Origin of the sequence: Paenibacillus glycanilyticus, assembly GCF_030161375.1 — a bacterium.
Lineage (GTDB): Bacteria > Bacillota > Bacilli > Paenibacillales > Paenibacillaceae > Pristimantibacillus > Pristimantibacillus glycanilyticus_B.
On record NZ_BSSQ01000014.1, the window covers coordinates 82,052 to 107,466 of the forward strand.

Annotated in this window: 32 protein-coding genes; 2 read left to right on the top strand and 30 right to left on the bottom strand. The window is 49.1% G+C overall.

Translation table 11 applies throughout. The features are described from left to right. Positions 1 to 6: 6 nt before the first annotated feature. The 27 genes from QQK89_RS16715 to QQK89_RS16845 form a co-directional block, all read right to left on the bottom strand. Positions 7 to 996, bottom strand: coding sequence for an ABC transporter permease (locus QQK89_RS16715; RefSeq protein ID WP_284239774.1), 990 nt, complete (start codon positions 994 to 996; stop codon positions 7 to 9). After that, a complete protein-coding gene (locus QQK89_RS16720; protein WP_284239775.1) occupies positions 993 to 2,507 on the bottom strand; it encodes a sugar ABC transporter ATP-binding protein in 1,515 nt (504 codons plus the stop codon). The genes QQK89_RS16715 and QQK89_RS16720 overlap by 4 nt, the downstream gene beginning before the upstream one ends. Before the next feature lie 45 nt (positions 2,508 to 2,552). Next, positions 2,553 to 3,677: a sugar ABC transporter substrate-binding protein gene (locus QQK89_RS16725; protein ID WP_284239776.1), complete on the bottom strand. Its 1,125-nt coding sequence runs from the start codon at positions 3,675 to 3,677 to the stop codon at positions 2,553 to 2,555. A 301-nt stretch (positions 3,678 to 3,978) separates the two neighbouring features. Continuing rightward, positions 3,979 to 5,457 (bottom strand): stage IV sporulation protein A, encoded by a 1,479-nt coding sequence (gene spoIVA, locus QQK89_RS16730; protein ID WP_284239777.1) that lies wholly within the window; start codon positions 5,455 to 5,457, stop codon positions 3,979 to 3,981. Positions 5,458 to 5,744: 287 nt separating this feature from the next. Beyond that, positions 5,745 to 6,503 carry a hypothetical protein gene (locus QQK89_RS16735; protein WP_284239778.1) on the bottom strand — a complete coding sequence of 253 codons (759 nt, stop codon included), beginning with the start codon at positions 6,501 to 6,503 and terminating at the stop codon, positions 5,745 to 5,747. A gap of 18 nt (positions 6,504 to 6,521) precedes the next feature. Beyond that, a complete protein-coding gene (locus QQK89_RS16740) occupies positions 6,522 to 6,869 on the bottom strand; it encodes a 2Fe-2S iron-sulfur cluster-binding protein (RefSeq protein ID WP_284239779.1) in 348 nt (115 codons plus the stop codon). Then, entirely contained in the window at positions 6,866 to 7,477 is a 612-nt protein-coding gene (locus QQK89_RS16745) for a hypothetical protein (RefSeq protein WP_284239780.1), read from the bottom strand. Before QQK89_RS16745 ends, QQK89_RS16740 begins: the two co-directional genes overlap by 4 nt. 42 nt (positions 7,478 to 7,519) lie before the next feature. After that, the gene (locus tag QQK89_RS16750; RefSeq protein ID WP_284239781.1) at positions 7,520 to 7,816 is read right to left on the bottom strand and encodes a 2Fe-2S iron-sulfur cluster-binding protein; all 297 of its coding nucleotides are present in this window, start codon (positions 7,814 to 7,816) and stop codon (positions 7,520 to 7,522) included. Between the two features lie 49 nt (positions 7,817 to 7,865). Further along, complete coding sequence (locus tag QQK89_RS16755; RefSeq protein ID WP_284239782.1) at positions 7,866 to 8,045, bottom strand: DUF2768 family protein; 180 nt, start codon at positions 8,043 to 8,045, stop codon at positions 7,866 to 7,868. Between the two features lie 123 nt (positions 8,046 to 8,168). Further along, entirely contained in the window at positions 8,169 to 8,444 is a 276-nt protein-coding gene (locus QQK89_RS16760; protein WP_284239783.1) for a stage VI sporulation protein F, read from the bottom strand. 94 nt (positions 8,445 to 8,538) lie between these two features. Further along, positions 8,539 to 9,567: an NAD(P)H-dependent glycerol-3-phosphate dehydrogenase gene (locus QQK89_RS16765; protein WP_284239784.1), complete on the bottom strand. Its 1,029-nt coding sequence runs from the start codon at positions 9,565 to 9,567 to the stop codon at positions 8,539 to 8,541. A 7-nt stretch (positions 9,568 to 9,574) separates the two neighbouring features. Then, complete coding sequence (plsY, locus tag QQK89_RS16770) at positions 9,575 to 10,183, bottom strand: glycerol-3-phosphate 1-O-acyltransferase PlsY (RefSeq protein WP_284239785.1); 609 nt, start codon at positions 10,181 to 10,183, stop codon at positions 9,575 to 9,577. Between the two features lie 12 nt (positions 10,184 to 10,195). After that, on the bottom strand, positions 10,196 to 11,518 hold the full coding sequence (der, locus tag QQK89_RS16775; protein ID WP_284239786.1) for a ribosome biogenesis GTPase Der: 1,323 nt from the start codon (positions 11,516 to 11,518) through the stop codon (positions 10,196 to 10,198). Positions 11,519 to 11,597: 79 nt separating this feature from the next. Continuing rightward, positions 11,598 to 11,777, bottom strand: a complete 180-nt coding sequence (locus QQK89_RS16780; protein ID WP_284239787.1) for a capping complex subunit for YIEGIA — start codon at positions 11,775 to 11,777, stop codon at positions 11,598 to 11,600. Next, positions 11,770 to 12,684 (bottom strand): YIEGIA family protein, encoded by a 915-nt coding sequence (locus QQK89_RS16785; RefSeq protein ID WP_284239788.1) that lies wholly within the window; start codon positions 12,682 to 12,684, stop codon positions 11,770 to 11,772. The genes QQK89_RS16780 and QQK89_RS16785 overlap by 8 nt, the downstream gene beginning before the upstream one ends. 5 nt (positions 12,685 to 12,689) lie before the next feature. Then, on the bottom strand, positions 12,690 to 13,325 hold the full coding sequence (locus QQK89_RS16790) for a YphA family membrane protein (protein ID WP_284239789.1): 636 nt from the start codon (positions 13,323 to 13,325) through the stop codon (positions 12,690 to 12,692). Positions 13,326 to 13,424: 99 nt separating this feature from the next. Beyond that, positions 13,425 to 14,663, bottom strand: a complete 1,239-nt coding sequence (gene rpsA / locus QQK89_RS16795; protein WP_284239790.1) for a 30S ribosomal protein S1 — start codon at positions 14,661 to 14,663, stop codon at positions 13,425 to 13,427. 79 nt (positions 14,664 to 14,742) lie between these two features. Next, positions 14,743 to 15,327, bottom strand: coding sequence for a lysophospholipid acyltransferase family protein (locus tag QQK89_RS16800; protein ID WP_284239791.1), 585 nt, complete (start codon positions 15,325 to 15,327; stop codon positions 14,743 to 14,745). 4 nt (positions 15,328 to 15,331) lie between these two features. After that, on the bottom strand, positions 15,332 to 16,033 hold the full coding sequence (gene cmk / locus QQK89_RS16805; RefSeq protein ID WP_284239792.1) for a (d)CMP kinase: 702 nt from the start codon (positions 16,031 to 16,033) through the stop codon (positions 15,332 to 15,334). Positions 16,034 to 16,268: 235 nt separating this feature from the next. Then, positions 16,269 to 16,451, bottom strand: coding sequence for a hypothetical protein (locus tag QQK89_RS16810; protein ID WP_284239793.1), 183 nt, complete (start codon positions 16,449 to 16,451; stop codon positions 16,269 to 16,271). A 67-nt stretch (positions 16,452 to 16,518) separates the two neighbouring features. Then, positions 16,519 to 17,172 (bottom strand): flagellar brake protein, encoded by a 654-nt coding sequence (locus QQK89_RS16815; protein ID WP_284239794.1) that lies wholly within the window; start codon positions 17,170 to 17,172, stop codon positions 16,519 to 16,521. Positions 17,173 to 17,232: 60 nt separating this feature from the next. Continuing rightward, positions 17,233 to 18,591 (bottom strand): germination protein YpeB, encoded by a 1,359-nt coding sequence (gene ypeB / locus QQK89_RS16820; RefSeq protein WP_284239795.1) that lies wholly within the window; start codon positions 18,589 to 18,591, stop codon positions 17,233 to 17,235. Between the two features lie 73 nt (positions 18,592 to 18,664). Continuing rightward, positions 18,665 to 18,820 carry a hypothetical protein gene (locus QQK89_RS16825; protein ID WP_284239796.1) on the bottom strand — a complete coding sequence of 52 codons (156 nt, stop codon included), beginning with the start codon at positions 18,818 to 18,820 and terminating at the stop codon, positions 18,665 to 18,667. A gap of 52 nt (positions 18,821 to 18,872) precedes the next feature. Then, a complete protein-coding gene (prsW, locus tag QQK89_RS16830; RefSeq protein WP_284239797.1) occupies positions 18,873 to 19,571 on the bottom strand; it encodes a glutamic-type intramembrane protease PrsW in 699 nt (232 codons plus the stop codon). A 49-nt stretch (positions 19,572 to 19,620) separates the two neighbouring features. Further along, entirely contained in the window at positions 19,621 to 20,862 is a 1,242-nt protein-coding gene (locus tag QQK89_RS16835; protein WP_284239798.1) for a Glu/Leu/Phe/Val family dehydrogenase, read from the bottom strand. Positions 20,863 to 20,999: 137 nt separating this feature from the next. Beyond that, positions 21,000 to 21,614: a genetic competence negative regulator gene (locus tag QQK89_RS16840; RefSeq protein ID WP_284239799.1), complete on the bottom strand. Its 615-nt coding sequence runs from the start codon at positions 21,612 to 21,614 to the stop codon at positions 21,000 to 21,002. A gap of 199 nt (positions 21,615 to 21,813) precedes the next feature. Continuing rightward, the gene (locus QQK89_RS16845; RefSeq protein WP_284239800.1) at positions 21,814 to 22,143 is read right to left on the bottom strand and encodes a hypothetical protein; all 330 of its coding nucleotides are present in this window, start codon (positions 22,141 to 22,143) and stop codon (positions 21,814 to 21,816) included. A 151-nt stretch (positions 22,144 to 22,294) separates the two neighbouring features. Here QQK89_RS16845 and QQK89_RS16850 point away from each other — a divergent pair, with 151 nt between their 5' ends. Next, positions 22,295 to 23,149, top strand: coding sequence for a polysaccharide deacetylase family protein (locus QQK89_RS16850; protein WP_284239801.1), 855 nt, complete (start codon positions 22,295 to 22,297; stop codon positions 23,147 to 23,149). Here QQK89_RS16850 and QQK89_RS16855 read toward each other — a convergent pair. Beyond that, a complete protein-coding gene (locus QQK89_RS16855; RefSeq protein ID WP_284239804.1) occupies positions 23,139 to 23,372 on the bottom strand; it encodes a hypothetical protein in 234 nt (77 codons plus the stop codon). The genes QQK89_RS16850 and QQK89_RS16855 overlap by 11 nt on opposite strands. After that, entirely contained in the window at positions 23,369 to 23,971 is a 603-nt protein-coding gene (locus QQK89_RS16860) for a CPBP family intramembrane glutamic endopeptidase (protein ID WP_284239805.1), read from the bottom strand. Before QQK89_RS16860 ends, QQK89_RS16855 begins: the two co-directional genes overlap by 4 nt. Positions 23,972 to 24,078: 107 nt before the next feature. Between QQK89_RS16860 and QQK89_RS16865 the strand changes: the two genes are divergently transcribed. After that, positions 24,079 to 24,984, top strand: coding sequence for a hypothetical protein (locus QQK89_RS16865; protein WP_284239806.1), 906 nt, complete (start codon positions 24,079 to 24,081; stop codon positions 24,982 to 24,984). A gap of 9 nt (positions 24,985 to 24,993) precedes the next feature. On the opposite strand, the gene QQK89_RS16870 is transcribed toward QQK89_RS16865, so the two are convergent. After that, positions 24,994 to 25,320 carry a rhodanese-like domain-containing protein gene (locus QQK89_RS16870; RefSeq protein ID WP_284239807.1) on the bottom strand — a complete coding sequence of 109 codons (327 nt, stop codon included), beginning with the start codon at positions 25,318 to 25,320 and terminating at the stop codon, positions 24,994 to 24,996. Positions 25,321 to 25,415: the final 95 nt, after the last annotated feature.

Here is a 25,415-nt window from a genome sequence, read left to right on the forward strand (position 1 = left end):
TCATGATTATCCGCTTCGTCTTCGGGACAAATGAATAAAAGTGACAGCTAGAGCGAGCACTAGGACAACGCCTTTGATGATATCATTCGCGTAGTATTGCACCTTCATCATCGTCATGCCGTTCAAGAGCACGCCGATCAGGATCGCTCCAAAGAACGTACCAACGACATTAGGACGGCCGGCGCCAAGCACGGAATAGCCGATAAAGACGGCAGCAACCGATTCCATCATCATGGGAGCGCCGGCATCAATCTGGCCTGTACCGACACGCGCAGCATACAAAATGCCGCCAATTGCCGCGAAAATGCCGGAAGCAATGTAAGCAGCCGTGCGAATGCGTCTAACGCGTACGCCGGAGAGGCGCGCAGCTTCTTCGTTTCCGCCCGTTGTATACATTTGGCGTCCCCATCTCGTGTATTTAAAGAACAGGTGAACGGCGATAACGGCGATAATCATCAGAACGACAGGCACGGGTACGCCTAGCAATTTGCCTTGTCCAAGCCACAAGAACGATTCGCTGAACTTGCCTGGAGCCGTGGAGCCGTCAGGCATTGGCATGTTGTTGTAGATGGAGTAGCCTTTCGTATAAGTCTTGTGAATACCACCGATGATGTACATGACGGCAAGAGTCGCCAGCATGTCCGGAATACGGATTTTAACGATTAATAGCGCATTTAATAGTCCGACCAACGCACCGATTAGTAGAGCAACAATAATTACGACAACTAGCGGTTGTTCGTACCAGACCATCATTGCTGCCGTTGCGACAGTCGTTAATGATACGGTAGAGCCTACGGACAAGTCAAATCCGTCAACCGTCAAAGAGAACGTTACGCCAATCGCTACGAAGGTTGTAATGGAAATCGAGCGTAAGATGTCGGATAGGTTTGCATACGTAAAGAAATGCTCATCCCACATCGAGAAGAATAGGATAACCAGGGCAATAACTAATAACGATCCGAATTTAAAAATGAAATCTAGTGACTTCTCTCTCATGCCTGCTCCTCCTTGCCGCCGCTTGCATACAGCATCAGCAGCTCTTGCGTGGCTTCGCCCCGTCCAAATTCCTTCACGAGCGCACCGTCGCACATGACAAGAATCCGGTCGGCAATGCCCATCGCTTCTGCAAATTCACATGTTAAGTAAACAATGGCCTTCCCTTGCTCGGCGAGTGTACCGATAATGCGGAAAATATCGCTTTTGGCGCCGATATCTACCCCTTTGGTCGGCTCGTCGAACAAATAAACCTCCGCACCCGTCGGCAGCCATTTGCCGATGGATACCTTCTGCTGATTACCGCCGCTTAACTGACCCGTTTTTTGCTGCGCGGAAGAGGTCTTAATCCCGAGCTTGCCGATAATAGCAGCCGCGTTATTAGACTCCTTTCTTCCCGAAAGAAAACCGTTTCTAGTCATCAGCTTCAAGATCGGCAAACTCAAATTCTGCTGGACGGATTCCCCGACAAGAATGCCCTGCTTCCGCCGTTCTTCCGGTACGAGCACGATCCCGCCCGCAATGGCGTCCGCGGGTTCGCTGTTCTTGATCACTTTTTTACCGATCGAGACGGTCCCTTGGTCTGCCTTGTCGGCACCAAACAGTACTCTTGAAAGCTCGGTTTTGCCGGCTCCTACGAGACCAACAATGGCGACAACTTCACCGTTGCGGGCTTCAAAGCTGACATTGCGCACATGATGGCCACGCGTAACGCCGGATACTTCAAGAAGCGGATCACCGATTGGAACCTCTGTTTTCGGGAACTCCTCCACAAATACGCGGCCAAGCATCGCCTGAACGACTTCATCGATGGTAAGCGTCGATGTTGGTTCCGTCAAGACTCGTTCACCGTCGCGCATAACCGTAATGCGATCACACAGTTGGAACACTTCCGGAAGCCGATGGGAGATAAAGACGATCCCGATCCCTTCTTCCTTCAGCTGTCCAATAACACGGAACAACCGCTCCGCTTCTTCGAGGCTCAGCGGTGCGGTCGGCTCGTCAAAAATAACGTATTTCGCTTTTTCGGTAAGCAATCTCGCGATTAGAACAAGCTGCTTCTCGGCAAGCGTCAAATCTCCCGCTTTTTTCTTTACGGGAATCGATGCTCCAAGCCGCGCCAATGTTGCCTCCGCCTGCTTCTCCAGCTTGCGCCAATTCAGCCATAAGCTGCTGCCTTTGCTTGAAATGCTGTCCAGCATGACATTCTCGGCTACGCTAAGCTGCGGAACAAGAGCGGTATCTACTTCCTGATAAACACAATGGATGCCCAATTGTTTGGCATCCGCAGGTGAAGCTATATGAACCTGCCGCCCGTCGATCGTAACGGTCCCTTCGTCTTGGCTGTAGGCACCCGATAATATCTTCATCAGCGTACTTTTGCCGGCACCGTTGGCACCTAGCAGCGCATGTACTTCGCCGCTAAGCAAGTTGAAATCGACATCGCGGAGGGCGGGGACGCCGGAAAACGATTTCCGGATCCCCTTCATTTGCAATTGCTTTGCAACACTCATGCCCTTGCACCTCTCGCTAAAAAGAATGGCTACGTAAAATCCGGATTATTTGGAGCCTTCCAGCTCTTTCATCCAGTCTTCATAGTTTTGCGTGCTGCTTCCCCAACCGTCAACGTATTGGGACAGTTGAGTCGTGCTCACTTGCTCAGCCGGCAAAGCGTCACGGCTAACATATACAGCGTTCAATACGAGAATCGGATCGTTAGGCTCGCCTTTGAATTCTTTATACAACGTACGAACTTGAACGCGTCCGATATCTTTCGGATCTACTGCGGCGGATGCAACCCAAGGGCTGTTCTTGTCTTGAATCATTTGCAGATCCTCATCGCTCATGTCGATGCCGTATACTTTAATTTCAGTACGTCCTGCTTGCTGAATAGCGCGCGCTGCGCCTTTTGCGAATTCATCCCATGCTGCCCAAACAGCCGTAATGTCGCCTTTGTTCGGGTATTGCTTCAGAATCGCTTCCATTTGCGCTTGCGTATCCATAGCAGGGTTGTTGGCGTTGCCGAAAGCCGCGATTTCTTTAATGTCCGGGTATTTAGCTTGGAAATCTTTGTACGCCAGTTGACGGCGTTCCATTGGAGCAAAACCGGCTACCCATACTTTAACGATATTCCCTTTGCCGCCAGCGTCTTTCGCCAGTTGCTCAAGCGTCAATTCAGCCATCGATTTGTTATCCTGTTGAAGAACTGGCACGCCGTCAATTTTCACGTCAGCGTCGAATACGACAACTTTGATTCCTTTTGCTTGCGCTTTCTTAATGCCTTGCTCGAGCGCGCCCGCTTGGCCGTGGTCGATCAGGATCCCGTCGAAGCCTTGGTTAACCGCAGCATCCAGGTTGGAAGACATTTTTGCAAGGTCATTATCGGAAGCGAATACTTGCACGGAGCCGCCGAATTTCTCAACTTGCTCTTTCACGCCTTCTACGTATTGCGAAGAGAATGTACCTGTATTGAACTGCATAACAAGTGCTACTTTTTTGCCTTTCAATGCGTCAAGCTCACTGTTGCCGGATGCTTCCGGCGATGTGGACGCTTCAGCAGCAGCATTATTGCTAGCTTCGGAATTAGCGGAATTGTTGTTGTTTGTTTTGTTGCCGCAAGCCGATGCAATAACCAGAATGATCGCAACAAGCAGCGTTAATGAAACTTTACCCCATTTTTTCATGTGCTTCTCTCCCTTTTTTTATGTAACCATATGATAGATGAATTTTCTATTTGTAATCATATCACTTTTACCAAGTATGTCAATCGGAATTTAAGTAATATCATTCGAAATAGAGATCGTTTCGACAAATCCGAACATTATTGTCGAAAAATATCGAAACGTTCAACAATTGCATTATATTAACCGCTGAACATAATTGCAATGAATTTTTTGTTACAAGCTTCAGGCTGATCTTGAACGCAAAAAAAGAACGGCTGATCCGGTGTTTAAACCGGTTCAACCGTTCTCTTCTTTTGAGAATCTAGAGGATGATGGCAATAAGTCCGCCGGATCCTTCATTAATGATTCTACCGAGCGTTTCTTGAAGCTTGTAGCGCGCATTGTCCGGCATCATGGCGATTTTGCCTTGGATGCCTTCGCGTACTAAGGAATGAAGGGATCTGCCAAATATGTCGGACTCCCAGATTTTGATCGGGTCTGCTTCGAAGTCCTGCATCAGGTAGCGGACCAGCTCTTCGGTCTGTTTCTCCGACCCGATAATCGGCGCGAATTCGGATTCTACATCGACGCGGATCATGTGAATCGAAGGCGCGGTCGCTTTCAGCCTTACTCCGAAACGGGAGCCCTGGCGGATAAGCTCCGGCTCATCCAGAGCCATCTCCGCAAGCGTTGGAGCAGCAATACCATAACCGGTTGCCTTAACCATCTCCAGAGCTTCCGCGAACCGGTCGTATTCCCGCTTCGCATGCGAGAATTCCTGCATCAGCTGAAGCAGATGATCCTTGCCGCGGATTTCAACGCCAACTACCTCCATGAGGATGCGGTCATACAGTTCATCCGGAGCGAAGAGATCAATCTCCGCCACGCCTTGACCCATATTCATTCCGCTGAGGCCGGCTCTAGCGATGAAATCATAGTCAGAGAACTGCGAGACCACGCGATCGACGTCTCTCAATCTGCGAATATCTTTTACCGTATCGCGTACCGAGTTTTCATAATTGCTGCGCAGCCAGTGGTTTTCGTTCAGAACCATGACCCAGCTTGGCAGATTCACATTGACTTCATGGACCGGGAACTCGTAGAGCACTTCGCGCAGGACGGACATTACTTCTTCTTCGCCCATCGTTGCTACGCTCATCGTAATAACCGGAATATCATATTTCGCCTGCAGCTCACCGCGAAGTTGAATCGCTTCTTCGCTGCGAGGGCGCGTGGAGTTAATGATCAGGACGAACGGCTTGCCAACTTCCTTCAATTCGCCGATGACACGTTCTTCCGCTTCTACATAGGAGGAACGCGGGATTTCGGCGATTGTGCCATCCGTAGTAACAACTACGCCAAGGGTAGAATGCTCTTGAATAACTTTTCTGGTGCCGATCTCCGCCGCCTCTTGGAACGGGATCGGTTCGTCGAACCAAGGCGTCGTAATCATGCGGGGACCATTCTCGTCCTCGTATCCCTTTGCCCCTTCAACGGCGTAACCAACGCAGTCCACAAGCCTTACATTAACATCAAGTCCTTCGCTTACGCGTAGTTGCACCGCTTGGTTCGGTACAAACTTCGGTTCTGTCGTCATGATCGTTTTACCCGCGGCGCTTTGAGGAAGCTCATCAACGGCTCTTACGCGCTCGGCTTCGCTTGCCATATTCGGAAGCACAACCGTCTCCATAAACCGTTTGATAAACGTTGATTTGCCCGTACGGACAGCCCCTACTACCCCGAGGTAAATATCCCCGCCGGTACGCTCGGCTATATCCTTGAAAATGTCCACTTTCTCCACTGAATATCCCCTCCCAATTGATTTTCCGGTATTCGCCGCCTTCCACCGGACAAGAGGGCAGGCTAGCGACGCAAACTCGTACAGCTTTGTTGGACTAGTAATAGCATATTGTCCTAGCCTACCGATTATTCCATTTCCTTTCACAATTTTTCCCCTAAAGTCAGTCACGTTCTTGCCCTTCCAAGATTGAGTTATATGAAGATGTAAAGATTTCTATACCAAAAAATCCTCATTACCGGTCCCGTAAAGGATAGTAATGAGGATCATGTGCCGCGCCAGAATTGCGCTTATGATTTAACGGCCTGCGGCTCGTTATTAACCCAATGATAAGCTGGGGCTTTAACCGGAACGTATTGATCGGAATCAACGAGAACCGTGCGAAGATCCGCGTCAGCGCTCGGTTTAACATCGCTGTGTTTCTGAATGACCTGCATGATATCAGGGCCATAGTCGATATAAACGCGACCGGTCTCATCCATCATTGCGGCTAACGTCTGGAAGGAATAGTCGCTTCGCAGATCAGGCGATTTTTTGTTCATCGCTTTATAATCAATGTAAGAATAACCCGGATAAGCTTGTCCGCTTGCCGGCAATTGGCCATCATGGCTGTTCTTGTAATCGTTAACCCAGCTTTGAATATCGTTCGCCTGCTGATAGGTTACCAGATTCATAAGTTTGATTTGCGGTTTGGTCTCTTCATTAATAATCAAGAAGTAATAATTGCCGCCGTTCTCAAACGCTGCAGTAGGTATTGAGCTTATGTACCCTTTATTCGTCAGCTGAGAAAAGTCAACAAGAAACTTCTCATATACAGGCGTATCTTCGGAGCTGTTTTTCATCGGCAGCATTCCGGTCTCCGACTGATATTGATCAATCGCTGCCTGTACGTTGCGGACAGCTTCTTTTGGAGCAACTTGATTCTGCTTCATTTCGCTTTTTGGATACATGCAGCCGCTGATCGAAATAACAGCCGCAATCAACGTTATAAGCATGACCGAGCGGCTAACCGCTGCCGAACGCAATTCTCTCTTTCTACCCCTCATCACTTGCTGATCCTCCCCGTTCTACCATAAATCGTCGTTTTCTTCCGCCTGCTTCGCAAGAAGCTTCTGTACCGCGGCCCGAAGCGGATCAAGCGGTACATCGACCTGAACGTCGCCGCGTGCCTTCGCCTGGCAAGCCAGTCTGAAACCTTGCTGCTCGAGACCGGCCAACTTCCTTCGTTCCTCATCCGCCATAGGCAGCAAATCGCTGCCCGGCCTGATCTGAACTTTGCACATAAAGCAAGCCGCATTGCCGCCACAGCGAGTCTGAATAAGGATCCCTGCTTTGCGGGCCGCCGACAAAATCGAAGTTCCCGGCTTTACTTCAACGGACACGCCTGAAGGCCAGAACGTCACTTTTGTGCTCATAGCGCCGCACCTGCCTGACAATAAATGAGCTGTTCGTTCATCCGTTTTTTCGCCTGAACGGTCAGTAGGTTACGCGCTTCAAGAGTGTTTCTTGCTTCCTCATGAAGCGAAACATTCTTTATATAGTGATTCATTATTAACGCAAGACGGTCTTCTCTGCCCCGAAGCATGTTGAACCATAATTCATGAGCAAGCGGAACAACGGGAACAGAAACTCCCTCGTCAATCAAGGTAAAACACTCCGAATAGGGCTTTAGCACAGAACGGACTTCCGTTTGATAACGGCAGCCGTTAGCCCGCACAACAAATCCTCCAACAAGCTCTACGGGAATGCCTTCCACAAGAAAATGACTAAGAACGGACCGATAATTGCCGCATTCGCTTAATTGCTTCACGTCTGTCGCGTATGGCGTCAGACGCTCATACAAGAGGTCATAATCGGCGTCATCGGTGTATAAGTCGATGTCATTCGGTTCTTCCGGCAATGGCAGACCCCGCAGCAACAACCCGCTGCTGCCGCCCAATACCCAAGCCGCTTCTACGCCATCAAGCGCCCGGACGATGGCAGCAAGAGCTTTGTCTATGGAGGTACTATTGTTATTGTTCATCACTGCACATCCTTCCCTTACGCTACTTTCGTTCCATCTAAGTTAGAAATAAGGCTTGTTAACCGCTTTAATAGATATGTCGCTGCTCTTCACGATCGCCTGGCAAGCGAGACGGTAACCGTCCTCAAATTCCTCCGGTTCCATCCGATCCCATTCCGCATCCGTAATGCCTTCAAGAGCCGCTGCTCCTTCTTCTATGTAGCACCGGCATCTCGCGCAAGTTCCGCGGGTACAATTCGAAGACCAGTCGACCTTTGCTTTCAATGCGTGCTTTAGCAGCGATTGCCCTACTTCGGACTCGACAACCGCCGTTTTCGTTCTCCCCTTCAACTCAATCATGCCGATCGAATTCCTTTCGCACTGTCATTATGTATGTATCTACCTTGCTTTAGACAATGGCAATCAGCCCGCATAAAAAACCGAATACAAGCAAAATAAAGGAAACAAAGGATAGCGTAAATTTGATTACTCCTTTTGTCTTTAGCCGGGCAAATGTAATGATAACGGCGGCGATCGCCATCAACCCGATTCCGATTAAAGATACCCACATCTTCGTCATTGGATCCATGAACTAATCTACTCCCTAGTCGATAACCATAATAAATGCAACACTCATTATAACATCAAGCACAAAAAAGGACAAAAAAAGCCAAAAAATCTGCTCCTATCGGCAGATTTTTTGGCGAATTCTTTACTTAATCATCATTTTGATCAATGATTCAATATTGCCTATGCCCATACCGCTTGCTTTCACGGCTTTTACAATATCGTTCATCGTTTTGTCTGAGACCGGAACCTTTGCCATATCCGATACTTGCTTAATCAGTTTACGGAGTTCGTCTTCATTTTGCATCGTCGAAGCCGATACGCCGTTAGCCAATTTTTTAACCGCATTCTCGGAAATGTTTTTCCCGGTTTTCTTATTTATTGCATTAAGAACATCTTTGGAAAGATTATTCTTGCTCATTTTTTTGCCCTCCTTCAATGTCGCTGAAGACCTCATAAGCGTTAGCCTTGGAACATCATATGAGGAGGGCGGATGATTGGTATAGGCAAGTGTCTTAGCCTAATTGTTCAATTTCATGCGTCTTTAAGCGGCCCATCAAATTGAGAACCGCGTCTTTCGGCGAGTTATTCGCAAACAACACGCTGTAAAGTTCGGCCGTAATCGGCATTTGTACATCATATTGCTTCGCAAGCTCATTGGCTGCTCTGGTCGTTCTAACCCCTTCTACGACCATTCCCATACGCTCCAGCACTTCCTCCAGAGGGGTGCCGTCGGCCAACATGGAGCCTGCCCGCCAGTTGCGGCTGTGCTGGCTTGTACAAGTCACTACGAGGTCGCCAACGCCCGCAAGTCCGGCAAAGGTTAGCGGATTGGCTCCCATGGCCGTGCCGAGCCGGCTGATCTCAGCTAAACCGCGGGTAAGCAATGCGGCTTTTGCGTTATCGCCAAAACCAAGTCCGTCCGATAGGCCGGCACCTAGGGCGATAATATTTTTGATAGCGCCTGCTACTTCAACGCCAACGACATCCGGGTTCGTATACACGCGGAAATATGTACTCATAAAAGCATCTTGCGCCTGTTCTGCGGCCTGAAGATCGGCAGAAGCAACAACAACCGTGGTCGGCTGCTTGCGGATGACCTCCTCCGCGTGGCTTGGCCCGGACAATACGACGATTGACTCCGCAGAACGGTTAAGCTCCTCCGATAACACCGTCGTCATCCGTTTTAAGGTTTCGGCTTCAAAGCCCTTTGTTGCATGAACAACTAAAGTGCCATCCTCCAGATAAGGAGCAGCTTGCTTAGCAACTGCTCTCATCGCCGAGGAAGGCGCGACGAACAAGGCCAGTCCGGCGCCTCTTAGCGCTTCTTGCATATCCGTAGTCGCGTGAAGCGAGGACGGAAGCGCAACACCCGGCAAATACTTTTCATTCGTCCGGGCTCTGTTCATCTGCTCCGCATGTTCGGCGGAACGAGTCCATAGCTGAACATCGTAACCGTTGCCGGCCAATACAGAGGCAAGCGCGGTTCCCCAGCTGCCTGCTACCAGTACTGCCGCACGCCCTTTATGCTTAACTGTCGTCATTCGCTAATCACGACCCTTTCTTAGCTCCCAGCTTGTTCTCCGTACCTTTCAGCAGCTTCACGATATTCGTACGGTGACGTACGAAGGCAAATAGACAAAGGATGAGACTTACCGTAACTACCGGAGCCGAATAATAGAAAATGGCGATAAGAACAGGAGTTAATGCAGCAAAGATGAGAGATCCAAGAGACACGTACCTCGTAATGGCAATCACGATAATCGTAATAATGCCCGCAATCAAAGCCGGTACAAAGGCAAGCGCTGCGATTGCGCCAATCGTTGTCGCAATCCCTTTGCCGCCTTTGAAGTTGAAATATACCGGCCAATTATGGCCCATGATTGCCGCCAGACCGCACAAGGCAGGGGTCCAGTCGATTCCTTCGTCGAGACCAAGAGCTCGTCCGATCCACACTGCGGCGATCCCTTTGGCGAAGTCAAGCACAAATACGAGTATACCCGGTCCTTTCCCCAGGACGCGAATCGTATTCGTTGCACCGGCGTTGCCGCTGCCATGCTCGCGGATATCAATGCCTTTCACAAGTCTTGCGATCACGATGCTAAACGAAACAGAGCCCAATAAGTAACTCAGAACAACCGCGATTACAGCGTATATCAAGCTTCTTCTCCCCTAATCTTCATCCGATTTCTTGCGCGTGAACAAACGAACTGGCGTTCCTTCAAAATCAAATGCCGCCCGAATCTTATTCTCGAGGTAACGCTCGTACGAGAAGTGCATCATTTCCGGATTGTTTACGAAAATCACAATCGTAGGAGGCTTGGTAGCCACTTGAGTGACATAGTTGATTTTGAGTCGTTTGCCTTTATCCGTTGGCGGCGGATTATATGCAACCGCATCGGACACGACATCATTAAGCAGATGAGTCTGAATCCGCATCGCATGTTGCTCCGATACATGATTCACGACAGGGAGCAGCTTATGCAAGCGCTGTTTGGTTTTCGCAGACAAATAGACGATTGGCGCATAAGTCATGAACAGGAAATGATCGCGGATGGTTTGCGTAAATTCCTGCATGGTCTTGTCATCCTTATCGACAACATCCCACTTGTTCACAACAAAGATAGAAGCCTTGCCCGCTTCATGCGCGTAACCGGCGATATGTTTGTCCTGCTCGATAATGCCTTCTTCCCCGTTGATAAGCACGAGCACGACATCGGCGCGCTCAATCGCTTTCAAAGCGCGCATAACGCTGTATTTCTCCGTAGATTCATAAACCTTGCCGCGTTTGCGCATACCCGCGGTATCGATCAGCACGTACTTTTGGCCGTCGCGTTCAAACGGCGTATCGATCGCATCGCGCGTTGTGCCCGCCACGTTGCTAACGATAACGCGTTCTTCCCCGAGCAATGCGTTCACGAGCGATGATTTGCCTACATTCGGACGTCCAATCAGAGCAACGCGAATAACGTCATCGTCATAGCCGTCATCTTCAATCTCCGGCAGTTTCTCGATCGCCGCATCCAACATGTCGCCGATCCCTAGGCCATGCGAGCCGGATACCGCAATAGGGGTACCAAAGCCTAAGCCATAAAACTCATAAATTTCATCCATCCGGCCTTGGTTGTCCACTTTGTTAACAGCCAGAACAACCGGTTTATGCGAACGGAACAGCATTTGCGCCACTTCGTCGTCCGCATGCGTGACGCCGGATTTCGCGTCGCACATGAAAATAATGACGTCCGCTTCTTCAATTGCAAGCTCTGCCTGCATCCGAACGGATTTCATTATTTCATCTTCGCCATCAATTTCAATACCGCCTGTATCTACGATGCTGAATGCTCTGCCATTCCATTCTCCTGGGCTATAAAGACGGTCCCGGGTTACGCCCGGTTTATCTTCAACAATTGCCAGCCGATCGCCAACCACCCGGTTAAAAATGGTGGATTTGCCCACATTCGGGCGACCAACTATCGCAATAACGGGTCTTGCCATTGTTCAATGCTCACTCCTTCAGAAATACTCACGACTATCATCATAGCAAAAAACAACGTTCTTGGCTAACTTTTCATCTTTAGTGATGGTTTACGATGATAATCGTTCCGTTTTTGAGGTCATGGGCGCTGGCATCCAATATTTTCTCAAGAAGAAAAGCAGTCTGCTGCATCTGTTTCTCGTCGGGCTCAATAAATATGGGTGCACCGCCGCCTACTTTCTCGTGTTGCACGGCAACCACGGCAACAATCTTAGCCATTATTCGGCGCCTCCTTATTCACTGAAGCTTCCGTTGGCATGCGGACTGCAGACTCCAGAATCGGCACTTTATTGATCACCTTCAGCGCTTTGGTCATATCCTTGTCCTGAGGAAGGAAAAAGATCGCGAGCCTGCCATCTTTCATATCCAGCTTCGCCATTGGGATCAGCGAAGGCTCCCCGTCATCGCGGAATATACCGAGAATCGTTGATAAATCGTACAGGATCGCTTGTCTTTGCCCCAAATTGCTGATGGTCACTTTGCCATTGGGGTTATAAGGCGTCAGAATAAACCCCATCCCGCGTTCACGGATAATCTCCTGATTTTCCCTAAGGCCAACATTCATAATGTAAATATCCCCTACAAACAGATCGGGACCGTCAACCCGCACCTCCGCACCTTCCGTGCGGCAGATATGAGCAATATTTTTGCCCGATTTGAGAAGACGAACAATCAGGAGCGACAGGATCCCTCCGGCAATGCCCAAATAAACGTTCCAGATGATCGCAAACAGACTGGTCAAGAGAGCAGACATAATAACCAAATAGTTGCGTCCTTCAAATACCATGGCAATGCCTTCTATGTACGTGGAGCCGCGGCTAACGAGCTCCAACTCGTCGATTTTGGTCAATGTCTCCCTCTCCATCTTCCTTACGTCGCGGAATTGCTGCGCGGCAAGGGACAGGAACGTAATCGCCGTATAGTCCTTATTGTAAAGAGCAGGTACCGCAACCGCGCCAAGCGCTGCTGCAATGACGCCAAGAGAGATATGGATAATGCGCCCGTGAGGATAAGTCGGGTATTGCCTGTAATCGGTGCGCAGCATAAGAAGCCGCGAGACGATGCCAAACACGATGCCCAGCAGCACGCCAAGCAACATTTTGTGCTCGACAAGATAAGTATTCATTTGGGTTAGCTTCCTCCTTTATTCCTCCATGGGATTGGGACAAATCGAACAACGCCGTTCTTAAGCGCCTGAAATACCAAGCTCACTACACGTGTTGCCGCAAAAGCAATCCATAAGCTGTCCCACCATTGCAAAGAACCGATGGACGCTTCATAGCTTCCCCGTTGCAGCATGGCATGGACAAGCTCTGCTATCGCGCCCGCGTAGAGCAGAACCGTAAACTGATGTTGTCCCTTGGTTGAGAAGGCGGCTGCCAGTACCCCGGCGGCTATTGGACCGTCAAGCAGCGGGTCCAGCCAGAAAAATACGGGGTCAACGCTGTACATTTTTCTTAAGCATCCCCAGATCATGCCTGCAAGCAGCGCACATACTAGCAAATATCCTCTTGAATCCCACACTACGGGACCGCTCATGACAAGCAACATGATAAGCATGAGCAGAATAGTACCCGCATAGACGTGGATTGCCATATTCCCAAGCCGGAACGTTTCCCGAACCGGCTGTAGAGCGGCACAAACCGCAATCGTCACAACAAGCCATTTTCCGTTCTTCACAGTCAATCCAACCAGGCAGGACCACCCGGTTGCCATTAATATGAAAGCCATAAGCATAATCCAGATTGAAATGTATCCGGCATTCACAAGATCGATCACCTCTCGTTGACCTATTATGCTCCAAATAAAAAGAGCTATTCCCGATTTTTACAAATCAGGAATAGCTCTGCTATTTCACGATAATAATTATTTCAATTTGCTCAGCTTGTCGCCGAAACGCTCAGCCAGCGAGTAGCTCATGCTGGAGCTGTTCAAGCTAACATTCGGGTTGTTGCCCAGATCTTCTGGCTTAACTTGCGGAGTACGCTCACGTTGCGGTTTGCCCGATCTAGGAGCTTGCTCGGAAGCAGCTGGTTGCTCTGGAGCTTCTTCTGTTTCTTTAATGCTCAGGCTAACGCGTTTCTCACCCGCGTTGAAGTCCAGTACTTTCGCTTGCACTTCTTGGCCTTCTTTCAGTACTTCGAAAGGAGTCGCGATGTGACGGTGAGCGATTTGCGAGATGTGCACCAAACCTTCAACGCCAGGAGCGATTTCAACAAACGCGCCAAACGTTACAAGACGGCGTACAGTACCCGTTACGATATCGCCTACGTTGAATTGGCTTGCAGCCGTTTCCCAAGGACCAGGTTGAGCAGCTTTCATGCTCAGGCTGATTTTGCCTGCCGCAGGATCAACTTTAAGCACTTTAACCGCAACTTTTTGACCTTCGGACACAACATCCTTCGGATGAGCCACATGTTGCCACGACAGTTCGGATACGTGAACCAGACCGTCGATGCCGCCGATATCTACGAATGCGCCAAATGGCGTCAGGCGTTGTACAGTGCCTTCCAGTTCTTGACCAACTTGGAGGCCGGCGATCACTTGTTGTTTGCTTTGCTCGAACTCAGCGTCCAGTACTTCTTTTTGCGACAGGATCACTTTGTTGTTCTCGCGGTCGATCTCTTTAACCTTTACGCGAAGCGTGCGGCCTTTGTAATCGCTGAAATCTTCAACGAAATGACGCTCTACCATGGAAGCCGGAATGAAGCCGCGTACGCCAACGTCAGCGACAAGACCGCCTTTCACAACGTCAGCAACTGCTACTTCGAATACTTCGCCGTTCTCGAAACGGGCTTGCAGAACATCCCAAGCTTTTTCGCCGTCGATCAGGCGCTTCGACAGAACAAGCTTTTCTTTCTCGTCGTCAATGCTGACAACTTTCAGTTCAACTTCTTGGCCAACTTGAACAGCATCGTTTGCATTAACCAGTTGCACAGCGGAAAGCTCACGAACCGGAACGACACCGTCATATTTATATCCAAGGCTTACATAAGCTTGGTTATCATCGATTTTGATGATTGTACCTTTAACTGTATCGCCTTTTTTCAAGGACACAAAGTTGTCCATTGCTGCCTGGTCTTGAACATTGATTTCTTCTGACATGGAAATAACCTCCTCGATTCATACCCCAACTTTATTTAAACCTGCTTTCACGATTGAATAGCAGTATTTAAAACGACTGTTATTTGTTCTTCTCAACCATCTCGTAAATGCGAGACATAATGGCATCCGTTATGCGGTCCAGCTTATCCGGCGAGGATTCATTTATGATAGCAGAAATATCAACCGGTTTGCCATAGAATACCCTAGTCTTGCCAAAAAGCCTGTAACGGCCAACCACGGCGCAAGGAATAATGGTAGCGCCGCTGCGGTAAGCAATCATCGCCGCGCCTTTTTTGGCTGCCGTCCCTGCTGCACCGTCGCTATTCCGCGTCCCCTCGGGGAAAATCCCCATCACTTTCCCTTCGCCAAGAAGGTTCAGCGCGGAACGGATCGCGTCTTTGCCAACGCCGCGTTTAACCGGGAACGCACCCCAAGCACGGATCAAAGGTCCAAACACCGGGACTTTGAACAGCTCTTCCTTGGCCATATAATGAACCTTGCGCGGCACTCTAATGCCGACGGCAGGCGGATCCAATAGACTGATGTGATTGGAGCATAACATAACCGGACCATCCTTCGGGATGTGCTCCAGCCCTTTCACTTCAAAACGGAACAATAGTCCGTAGAGAACGCTAAACAAGTTTTTAAAAATGGCATATAACATTAGTTTACTTCGCCTCCGCCAATTTGGTTCGGCTTAATTTCACAATGGTAGCCGCAACTTCATCGATTGACATTGACGTGCTGTCCAATACAATAGCATCCTTCGCGCAAATAAGCGGAGATATTTCACGCTGTTCGTCCAGGCGATCGCGATTCGCAATTTCCTGTTCGAGCTGTTCAAGCGTAATGGATTGCGTATCCGCAGTCTCCTTATAACGTCGCAGGGCACGCTCTTGCACAGATGCGGTAAGAAAAATCTTCAGTTCCGCGTTAGGCAGTACATGCGAACCGATATCCCGGCCGTCCATGACTACGCCTTTGCTCACTGCGAGCTGACGCTGCAGCTTACCAAGCAAATCTCTCACTGTTTCATTAGCAGCGACATGCGACACGGCAAGCGTTACTTCCCGGGAACGGATGAGATCCGTAATGTTCTCGCCGTTCAAGAAGACGGCTTGACCGTTTGCACCAGGTGCTAGCTTGATGTCGAGCGTCCTAGCATGAGCGGCCAGCTTATCGCCGTCCCGCGGCTCAATCTCAGCCCTCTGGGCGCTGAGCGTCACGGCCCGATACATCGCTCCTGTATCGATATAAATGTAATCTAGCTGTTCGGCAACCTTGCGCGCGACCGTACTCTTGCCTGCTCCGGCAGGACCGTCAATTGCAATGTTAATCCGGTCGCTGTCACCGTCTTGCTGCATCACCAACAACCTACCTCCTCAAAAAAATTGCATGCTTATTCGAGTGGCTGACGGTACATAGCGGACCGTAACCAATGAAATATAACCGGGTCTTATGTATAGAGTTATACTTCAAGGCAAAACTTATAGTTTCAAGAAAAAAGCAGGCACCGCCTGCGATCGTGAAAATTATACCACACTATAAACGCATATGCAAAAACGGCATCCGCTTAAAAAAGCCGTTATTCCGGGCTTGAATACGCTATCGGTAAGCAGCCCCTTCATAACGTTCGACATCTGTCAGCCAGTGTCGAATCATGTCATTTTGCAAAGTGAATTGCGCTATAATCAGACCGGCGATCAAGATGATCGCGATCTTCGTTAACCGTCTTGTAACGGCATCCATCTGCTTCTTCAATACCTCTTCGTCCTCGGAAATACGCATCTTGCTCCCCTTTCACGGCTAGCCGTTTCAGGATAGGATGCGTTAGCGAATCCAATCTTATACAGCGCTATCTTCCTCGGAATTCCAGCTGTCTCTCGAAGCAATAACGGATAATCTTCTGCCGCTCGCTGTCGCTGATGGCAACAAATTTGCACATGACCTGCTTCCTGCCAGTAACCAGATCGACGACGCGCACAACTTCCGCTTTGAAGGATGAATGCTCAATCGAACCGTTCTTATAAGGAATCAGAAGCCAGCAATCCATCTCCATGCCGGGCTTGATCGACCATTTGCCGTCGCTGATGAAGGAGATTCCGCCGCCGCCGACGTCATCGGTCATCGTAACGAACCGGACATTGCTCGACAAATTAACCGCTATCTCAAGATCGGCAGCAACCCTTAGAAAATGACGCCGCTGAATTTTGGTAATCCGTTCAGGATCAGGCTTGCGGATTTTGATCAGTTTAACAACGTCTTCGCGGAAGCCTATCACATGCGAATCAAAATAATGCTTAATGCCGTCTTCTAACAAGTAATGGACCGACAGCTCGTCCCCTAAGTAAAGCCGTTTCATCCGGCCTGATGCAGAATCGATCGGATTCTCGATTAGCAAACCGTCTTCCAGCTCGTCTGCGATCCTTGCTTTGTACTGGGCAGCTGCCTCTTCCTCATCAGCAGAAGCGATCTCGAAAAACAACATTTGGTTCACTCTAGGCAACAATTGGCTCCCCTCCCATATTGGTGTTTATTATAACACGTCAATTTGAGGGGAGCCATATCGTTATTTGGCGGAACTTGTCCGTTTGTCGAGCGGCGACAACTCTTCGATCGACTCTTCGACGCCCGACTCCGAATTGATATAGATCCGGTAATCGCTGCCGTTCACGCTTCCCGTAAACTCATAACACAACGTTTCTTCGCCTATTTCGTTCATAATCAAGGCCATGTTTTCTCTAGTCACCTTGTATTCCGGATTAAGCGCTTTGCGGGCTTCCGCTTTGCTTAGTTTTGCTTTTGGCAGACTGCGTTCGTGATGTTCGTAAACATAATCGTTGGCTTGCAAGCCAACCGCGTCTCCATTATCCAGGGCAACCTTGACCGTCACTTTCTCCGGGTAGATCAACACGCCGTTTTGCGTGCCGACAAAGGTGAATGCGCCGGTATTGTCAAACATATTGTAGCTGACTGCCCGCATGTTTTTAAAACCATGCTCGTTCAAAAACTTTTCCGCGGAAGCTTGTGCTTTGCCCTGGTCAATCTTCTTCTCCCCGATATCGCGGGAATCCATAAACCAGATCAGCTTGCCGCCTCTTTGCGTATAATCCATCTGCATTTTTTGACCTGTCTTCGGATCCGTAACCGTAGCGGAGTAAGACGAGTATTCCGTGCCTTTGCCGTTCTCCACAACGCGGATTTCGGCAGGTTTGGCGCCAAGGAATTCCTTCGCGTTCTTCTTGATGTCTTCGGCCGTTACCATCTTGCCGCCGAGCATCTTCATCGTGCGTTTCTGGTACATGCTTGCTACCGACGGTCCCCAGTTAATTTCCGGGTATTCGCTTACTTTCTTGTCAACGGTTTTGAACCCGTCAATAATTGTATTGTCGTTAGGCGAATTCTGCTTCGCAAGCGCTACTTCAACATCCATCCAGCGAAGGTGGTCGCCCAGCACTTTCTCCTGCATGGTGAACAAATCTTTGGAAATATCCTCCGACTTGGCATACAGCGTTTTTAAAGTCTTGAACTCGTCTTCGGACAATGGCTGTTTCGTCAAATCTCTAACCGAAGTTTTGTATGCGAAATTCGCGATGCGCGACAAGAAATCTTCGGCTTCGTTAAAAGGCAGCATCGTCAAAGGCAACTGGTTAATCTCGTTTTGCGCCTCGCTTGTCAGGCGCCATACGTTAACAAGTCCTTTGCGATGGTAGCTTTGGGAAGTGGAGTTCACCGCTAGCGTATTCCCAAGCTGTTGATGCAGTTGTTCCACATGATAAGTAAGGTCGTGGAAGGCACGCTGATACTGATTCTCGGCCTTGATCAGAATTGAGTTTTTCTCTTGATGCTCTTGGTAGCCCCAATACATTGAGCCGATTAATAGAAGCGTCATAATGGGGAACAACACCGCGCTTAGACGTTTGTACATAACAAAAAAGCTCCTTTCTTCTGCAAAACCTAGCGTTAGTTTGCTTTGCAGAAGGGAGCTTTATGCATCTGTGTCAAATGCTGTGTTCTTCAATATCGAGGTCGTTCGTGTTGTTGCAAATGCATTGCTTGAAGCCGGTGTCGATCATTCCTTTGTCGCGTCTTCCGCGAAGCACAAATTTCTCTCCGCATACATTGCATCGAATCGTTACCTTAACTCTTGGTTCCATTCCTGCCTCCGTCGATTTAGCACATTATTACATACCAGTATAGACGGATGGATTACAATTTAACCTCGTCCTCCCGGCTGATAAAACGGAATGGCGAACGGGAATTGGCACGGTTCATCTTGCGGAGGCCCCATACCCACAATGCAACCATAAACGGAATAATGACGTAAATCCAGTTGGTCTTGAACGAGATCATAATATAGTCATACGTTCCGTGCAAGAGAAGCGGCAAGCACAAGGAAATGGTCAAATATATATTTCTCTTGGACGCTGTGGCAAACTTCGCTTTGCCGACGTAATAACCCATCATGACCCCGAACAACGCATGACCGGACACGGGGAGAAGCGCGCGCATAAGCAACGTGCCGAATGTAGCCGGCGAAAAAATCGCGTAAAGGACATTTTCCAATGTCGCAAACCCAAGCGAGATCGAAGCCGCGTATACAATTCCGTCGTACGGCTCGTCAAACTCGGTATGATTGTAGATCATGTGGTACAGAACGAACCATTTCAGAAATTCCTCAATGCCCGCCGACTCTACAAAAGAAAAGAGCATAGGCTGATTATCGCCCAACCACAGCTGCATCCCGCGCTGGATGACAACAATCGGCACAACGATCAGCACGCCGAGCAGAAACATACGAACGACCATATGAATCGGCTCTGCATCATAACGGTCTTTCAAGTACAAATAAGTAAGCAGCGATACACCGGGGGCAACCGCGGCAGTCAGCACAGAAAACAATAGCAATTCGTTGTTTCACCTCCAAGGAGGCTTCCGGCGGCCGCGTTGCCGCCGGTTATACCCAGCCGCGATAACGAACCGCCTCAGCCATTTTGCGCACGCCGGCCATGTAGGCGGCAAGTCGCATGTTCACGTTTCTAGATTTATGAATCTCATATACTTGGTTAAAGCCGCGGATCATCATGACGCGCAGCCGGTCATCCACTTCTTGCTCATCCCAATAAAAGCCCTGGTTGTTCTGGACCCATTCGAAATAAGAAACAATTACGCCCCCGGCACTTGCCAGCACGTCGGGAATTAGAAGTATCCCGCGCTCGGTCAATAGCTTGGTCGCCTCAAGGGTCGTTGGGCCATTAGCTGCTTCTACAACAATCGCAGCTTTAATACGCGGTGCGTTATCCTCCGTAATCTGGTTCTCGATAGCAGCCGGAACAAGCACGTCGCATTCCAGCTCGAGCAGATCTTTATTGGATATCGTCTGCGGGAATAGATTCGTTACGTTGCCGAATGAATCGCGCCGATCGAGCAAGTAAGGAATATCTAATCCATCCTCATTATACAACGCTCCGTTCACATCCGATATACCAATTACTCTCGCACCGGCCTCATGCATGAATTTGGCAAGGTAACTTCCGGCATTGCCGAAGCCCTGAATAACAATTCTTGCCTTATTCAGCTCGATGCCCTTAAGCGCAAGCGCCTCATGTATCATAATAACAACGCCCCGCGCCGTAGCCGTCTCGCGGCCTCTGGAACCGCCTAACACAATCGGTTTGCCGGTAATAAAGCCGTGAGAATCAAATTCCCTGATCCGGCTGTACTCATCCAGCATCCATGCCATAATTTGCGAGTTGGTCATCACATCCGGGGCAGGAATATCTTTGGTTGGACCAACGATTTGGCTGACCGCGCGCACGTAACCGCGGCTCAGCCGTTCAAGCTCGCCGAAGGACATTTTTCTAGGATCGCAGATGACTCCGCCTTTCCCTCCGCCATAAGGCAGATCGGCTATCCCGCATTTGAGGCTCATCCAGATCGATAAAGCTTTAACTTCGTTTTCGGTAACGTCAGGATGGAATCTTACGCCGCCTTTTGTAGGACCTACGGCATCGTTATGCTGGGCACGGTAGCCGGTAAATACTTTCGTCACGCCATTATCCATCTTTACGGGAATTCTCACGCTAAGAATACGCATCGGCTCCTTCAGGAGCTCAATCATATCCTCTTTATAACCAAGCTTCAATAGGGCTTCTTCAATCACTACCTGCGTGGATTTCAAAACATCGTTATTCGCCATAATCAAGTTCACCCGCCTTTGTCTACTTGTAATATGAGCGTGTATACTTCACGATATTCCAAAAACAACCCCTGACATGCAAGAAGAGCACCTGCAGACAAGCCGTTGTCTGCCGATGCTCTTATCTCATGTGCTGCTCAATTATAGAAATGAGTGCAAATTTCCCGTACGGCTTGAGATGGCATGATGACCTTCCCATACTCTTCAAGCATCGCGGAAGTGACGGATGTCGCTTCTCCGTATTCGGCTAGAAGGGCGATTACGGCATTATGGCGCGATGTTTCGATTAGAGCCGGTTCCAGCGCCAAAATCCATTTTCCGTTGTAGGAATACAAACGTCCGTCTTCCGTAAGCGAAGCTGCCTGCAGCTGTTTGCAAACATTAATGACATCTTCAAAGTCCCGAAACGCGTACATCACGATATCGCTCTGCTCCATCGTAACTTCCATTTCGTATATCTCGTCTTCCGTGTCTTCATCATCGGTTGCCCGTTCATCGAGATGACCGTTCATTTTGCCACGGGTGACAATCACCACCATTCCTTGGGCGGGGAGGGCAAACACTTCGACCGCAAGAGGGCCGCTGGCATCGAAACCAAGTTCACTGTATGCTTGTTCCATCATTTCACTGAATAGGTCGTGTACTTTGGGGATTTCGCGCCACATGTCTTCCTTTTGGATCCCCCGCTCGAGCAGGTCGTCGAACGTCAGGAAAATCCGTATCTTGTCCTGACTAAGCCGTTCGATTTTCATGACTGGATCCTCCTCTGCAGCATCTGTTGTAAACAGCGTATGAAATTATTAGCAGGATGTGATCAAAATGATCAATTCGTACTATGTATTTACTTTATCATGTCTGTCCCCGGATTGCACCTAAATTAGCCAAAAAAAGAATCGTTTGAGACGCGCAAAAGGGCTGCGCGTGCATCAACCGATTCTAAAAACAACTTCATTAATGCGGTTTGGAAGACGATTCCGCCATGATCTGACTCGCCTGCTCCTTAAGTGCCGGATCGCTGTTGATCAGCTGCTCAACCTGCTCCCAGCCTCCTCCTTGCTTTCCGGCGGTATCGTCTGAACGCTTTGGGGCCATCGATGAAGCCGTCATTGCCTTTCCGAGACCTTTTCTCATCATCATCGATGCGGCGCTTTTGCCAACGGATGAACATGCGCTCGCAAGCGAGCTGGATGCCCACGCCGCCATACCGGGTCTTTTGCGCGATACGTATACTGCTGCCGCCAAACCAGCGACAGCGCCTAACATAAACCCGCCGATTCTCATGATTGGCGTAACCTCCTTATTAGGGGATAGTTGCAACATATATTTTCTCCCTAGCGCGAACCGTCATTCCCCTCAAATAAAGGAAAACAAACGGTTCATATGTTACTATGGGATCAGCAATCCAACCATTGACAACAAGGCGGCGATTTCGATGACAAAAACCAACCTGACCACCGTAAGTGCTGTTCTTGCCTTAACCTTCCTGTTAGCTTCTTGCAGTTCGCCTTCCGAGCCAACAGCCGCAGAATCAAGTGCTGCACCTGCCGCAAGCGCTGCCGTGCAGACGCCTTCCGCTGTTCCATCCCCGGCTACTCCGGCGCCTGCAAGCACTCCTTCAGCGAAGCCAAGCTCCGTACCGGAAGCGAAACAACCGCTCTACAAAATGACGAGCGTATACCGTTTCGTTCCCATTGACGAAACAAAAGCATCCAAAAAAGCGGTGCTGCTTACTTTTGACGATGCACCCCATAATGAAGAAGTCATTAACAGCTTATTGGATACGCTTGATAAACATAAAGCCAAAGCGATCTTTTTCGTAAACGGCTACCGGGTGAAAGATCATCCCGAATTGTTGACTTTAATCCATAAACGCGGGCAAACGATAGGCAATCACTCTTGGGATCATATCGATCTGAAGAAAGAATCGCCCGCCAAGGTGGAGTCGCAAATTGCAGATGTCCAAGCCGAAGTGAAATCGCTGATTGGAGAAGAACCCTTGTTCTTCCGCCCTCCTTACGGTTCCGGCGGAGATACCGTCAAGGAAACGGCAAAAAACCACGGCATGTTGTTCATGACGTGGTCCAACGGTTCCCTCGATTGGGAACAGAAATCACCCGGCGATCCGGACAAAGTGATCAAGAACGTGCTGGATCAGCTTCATCCAGGCGCCAATATTCTCATGCATGAATTATCATGGACGGCTGCTTCTTTAGACGGTCTTCTAACCAAACTCGAGACCAAAGGATATTCTTTCATCGATCCCGAGACGATTAAAGTTACTCCGTAAACCGCAAGCCGTACCAGAAAAGCCCTGCAACTAAACAAACGAATAGCAAAAATAAAATATTATAATACCATCTGGTCACTTTCTGCACGCTGGAAGGGTGTACCTTGCGTCTAGGCGGCAGCGCCTCTGCATTCGTCTCGGTCGCGATGCCAGGCTGTACTGCCGCCTGTTCATGTTGATGTCTCCCTCTGGAGCTTCCGAATTTCTGCACTCTGCTCATCACTGCTCGATATGCTCCCTCCTGAATCGAATAATAAGTCCCATAATAAAATCAACCAAGAAATGGGCTACAATAGGAGCCCATAACGAACCGGACTCGATATAAATCCAACCTAACCCGTAACTGATGGAGAAAACAAGACCCGTAGGAATCCAATGCTTCAAGTAACGGACATGAATGGCCGCAAAAATAATGCTTGTCCAATAAGGACCAAAGGAATGCTGTACCGCGCCGCGGAACAAGATCTCTTCGCATACGGCAACAACGAAGGAAATGACGGCAATATGCCATACCGGCCGATTTTTGAAAATGCGCTCATTAATCCCGCCGTCATCCGTCGCCTCTTCAGGAACCCACCTGGAAATTAACAGATCTACTATAATAACCGCGGCCGCCAAGCCGAGTCCCCACCATAAAAAAGTAAGGCTTTTCGGAAATTGCAATAATAGAAATGGATTAGAACGCTGAAATAATGCCCATATCAAACCGATAATAATAGTAATCGCTTGCGTGACGTACAAATTGACGAGCAGCATGCGGTCGTCGAGCTCGTCGACGGATAACTGGCGCACGCGAATGTTACGGAGATCGAATTTTTTCATAGCTTCCCGCCTGTCTAAGTAGGTCATATTTCCTTTTATGATCATTTCACCTATACTGATAGGGCACAAAATGACGGCACAATCTAATACATAGAAGGAGATTTGTGATGGAGAAACGTTTACCTCGTTCCGCAATGATATTTAGTTTGGGGTTTGTCTTTATGCTCGTCTGCGCGGTTGGCGCATTCTTCTACGGCGTAAAGATCGGGACGTCCAAAACGGAAACCAAATACGAAATGAAAGAATTAAAGTCTGCGTCCGCAGAAAACAACAGACCTTATCAGCAACAGGATCTTGTCTCATTTTATCATACCGTATTTTTGCCTTACCGTGAATTTCAATCTAAGTGGGACGATGCTGTCAGCGGATTTGAATTAAGCGACGGCGGCAGTGCCTCCTCTATTCTAAAGGATCTGGCAAACCTGGCTCATGCGAAAAAATCCGAAGCGGCATCCGTTGATCTGCAACAATCCCCGCTCCTAGGCGAAGCTCAGAACGATTATATTCGAAGCCTCGGGCAATTCGAGCAGGCTGCAAAGGCTGCAGCGGCTCAAGCGAAATCAACATCCGGCTCCGAACTTACTGGCAAGATCAAGCAGCTTGATTCTTACCGGCTAGCCGTTAGCCAATCTTTAGCCGCCCAACAGTCTTACTATACCGCTATGATGAAATGGGGGGCGACCGTTGATCCAAACATCCCTACCGATTATGCAATGCCAAAAGTTATTGAAGTGAAGAAATGGACAAGCCTGCCTCTCATCGTCAAAAACAAATTAATGGCCGACCAATTGGCTTCAAGAGAACAGCTTACCGTATTTTATCCGCAGGATCTGACGAGCCGAATCGACAAATTCATTTCGTCCGGCCAGCAAGCTAAGCTGAACCTCACGACCATATCTGCCATTGCCGAGCTTCTAATGGATACGGAAGCGGTTCGCAGCGGCGACTTTGCGGACAATCACACGACGCTGTACAAGCAGGATCTCCTGCCGCAGCTCCCCTTCTTCTCTTAATACCCCTCATTAATCATATTGAAATCCCTGTAACGAGGCTATAGCAGCCATTCCTCCGGTCACATTATGGAGACTGCTATAGCCTTGTTCTGCTAAATAATTGCAAACGGCCACACTACGCACGCCATGCGCGCATACTATATATAACGGTTTGTCGTCCGAAATGGTTCCGAGACTATAAGGTATCGTATTCATAGGGATCAAACGCGACGTTTCCAAATGATAGTAATCCCATTCAAAACTTTCGCGCACGTCTATGACCTGCTCCGGCTCGATCTTGCCGCCAGCAAGCAGCTCCAGCAACTTTTCCGGCTCCAATTCTTTCCACTCACTCATTCCCGGCTCTCCCCTGACCTACTATTATCTTCTTGTAATGCTTTGAATCATAACGAAAATTTCACATTTGATCAAGTTTATACATTGCATTTGTC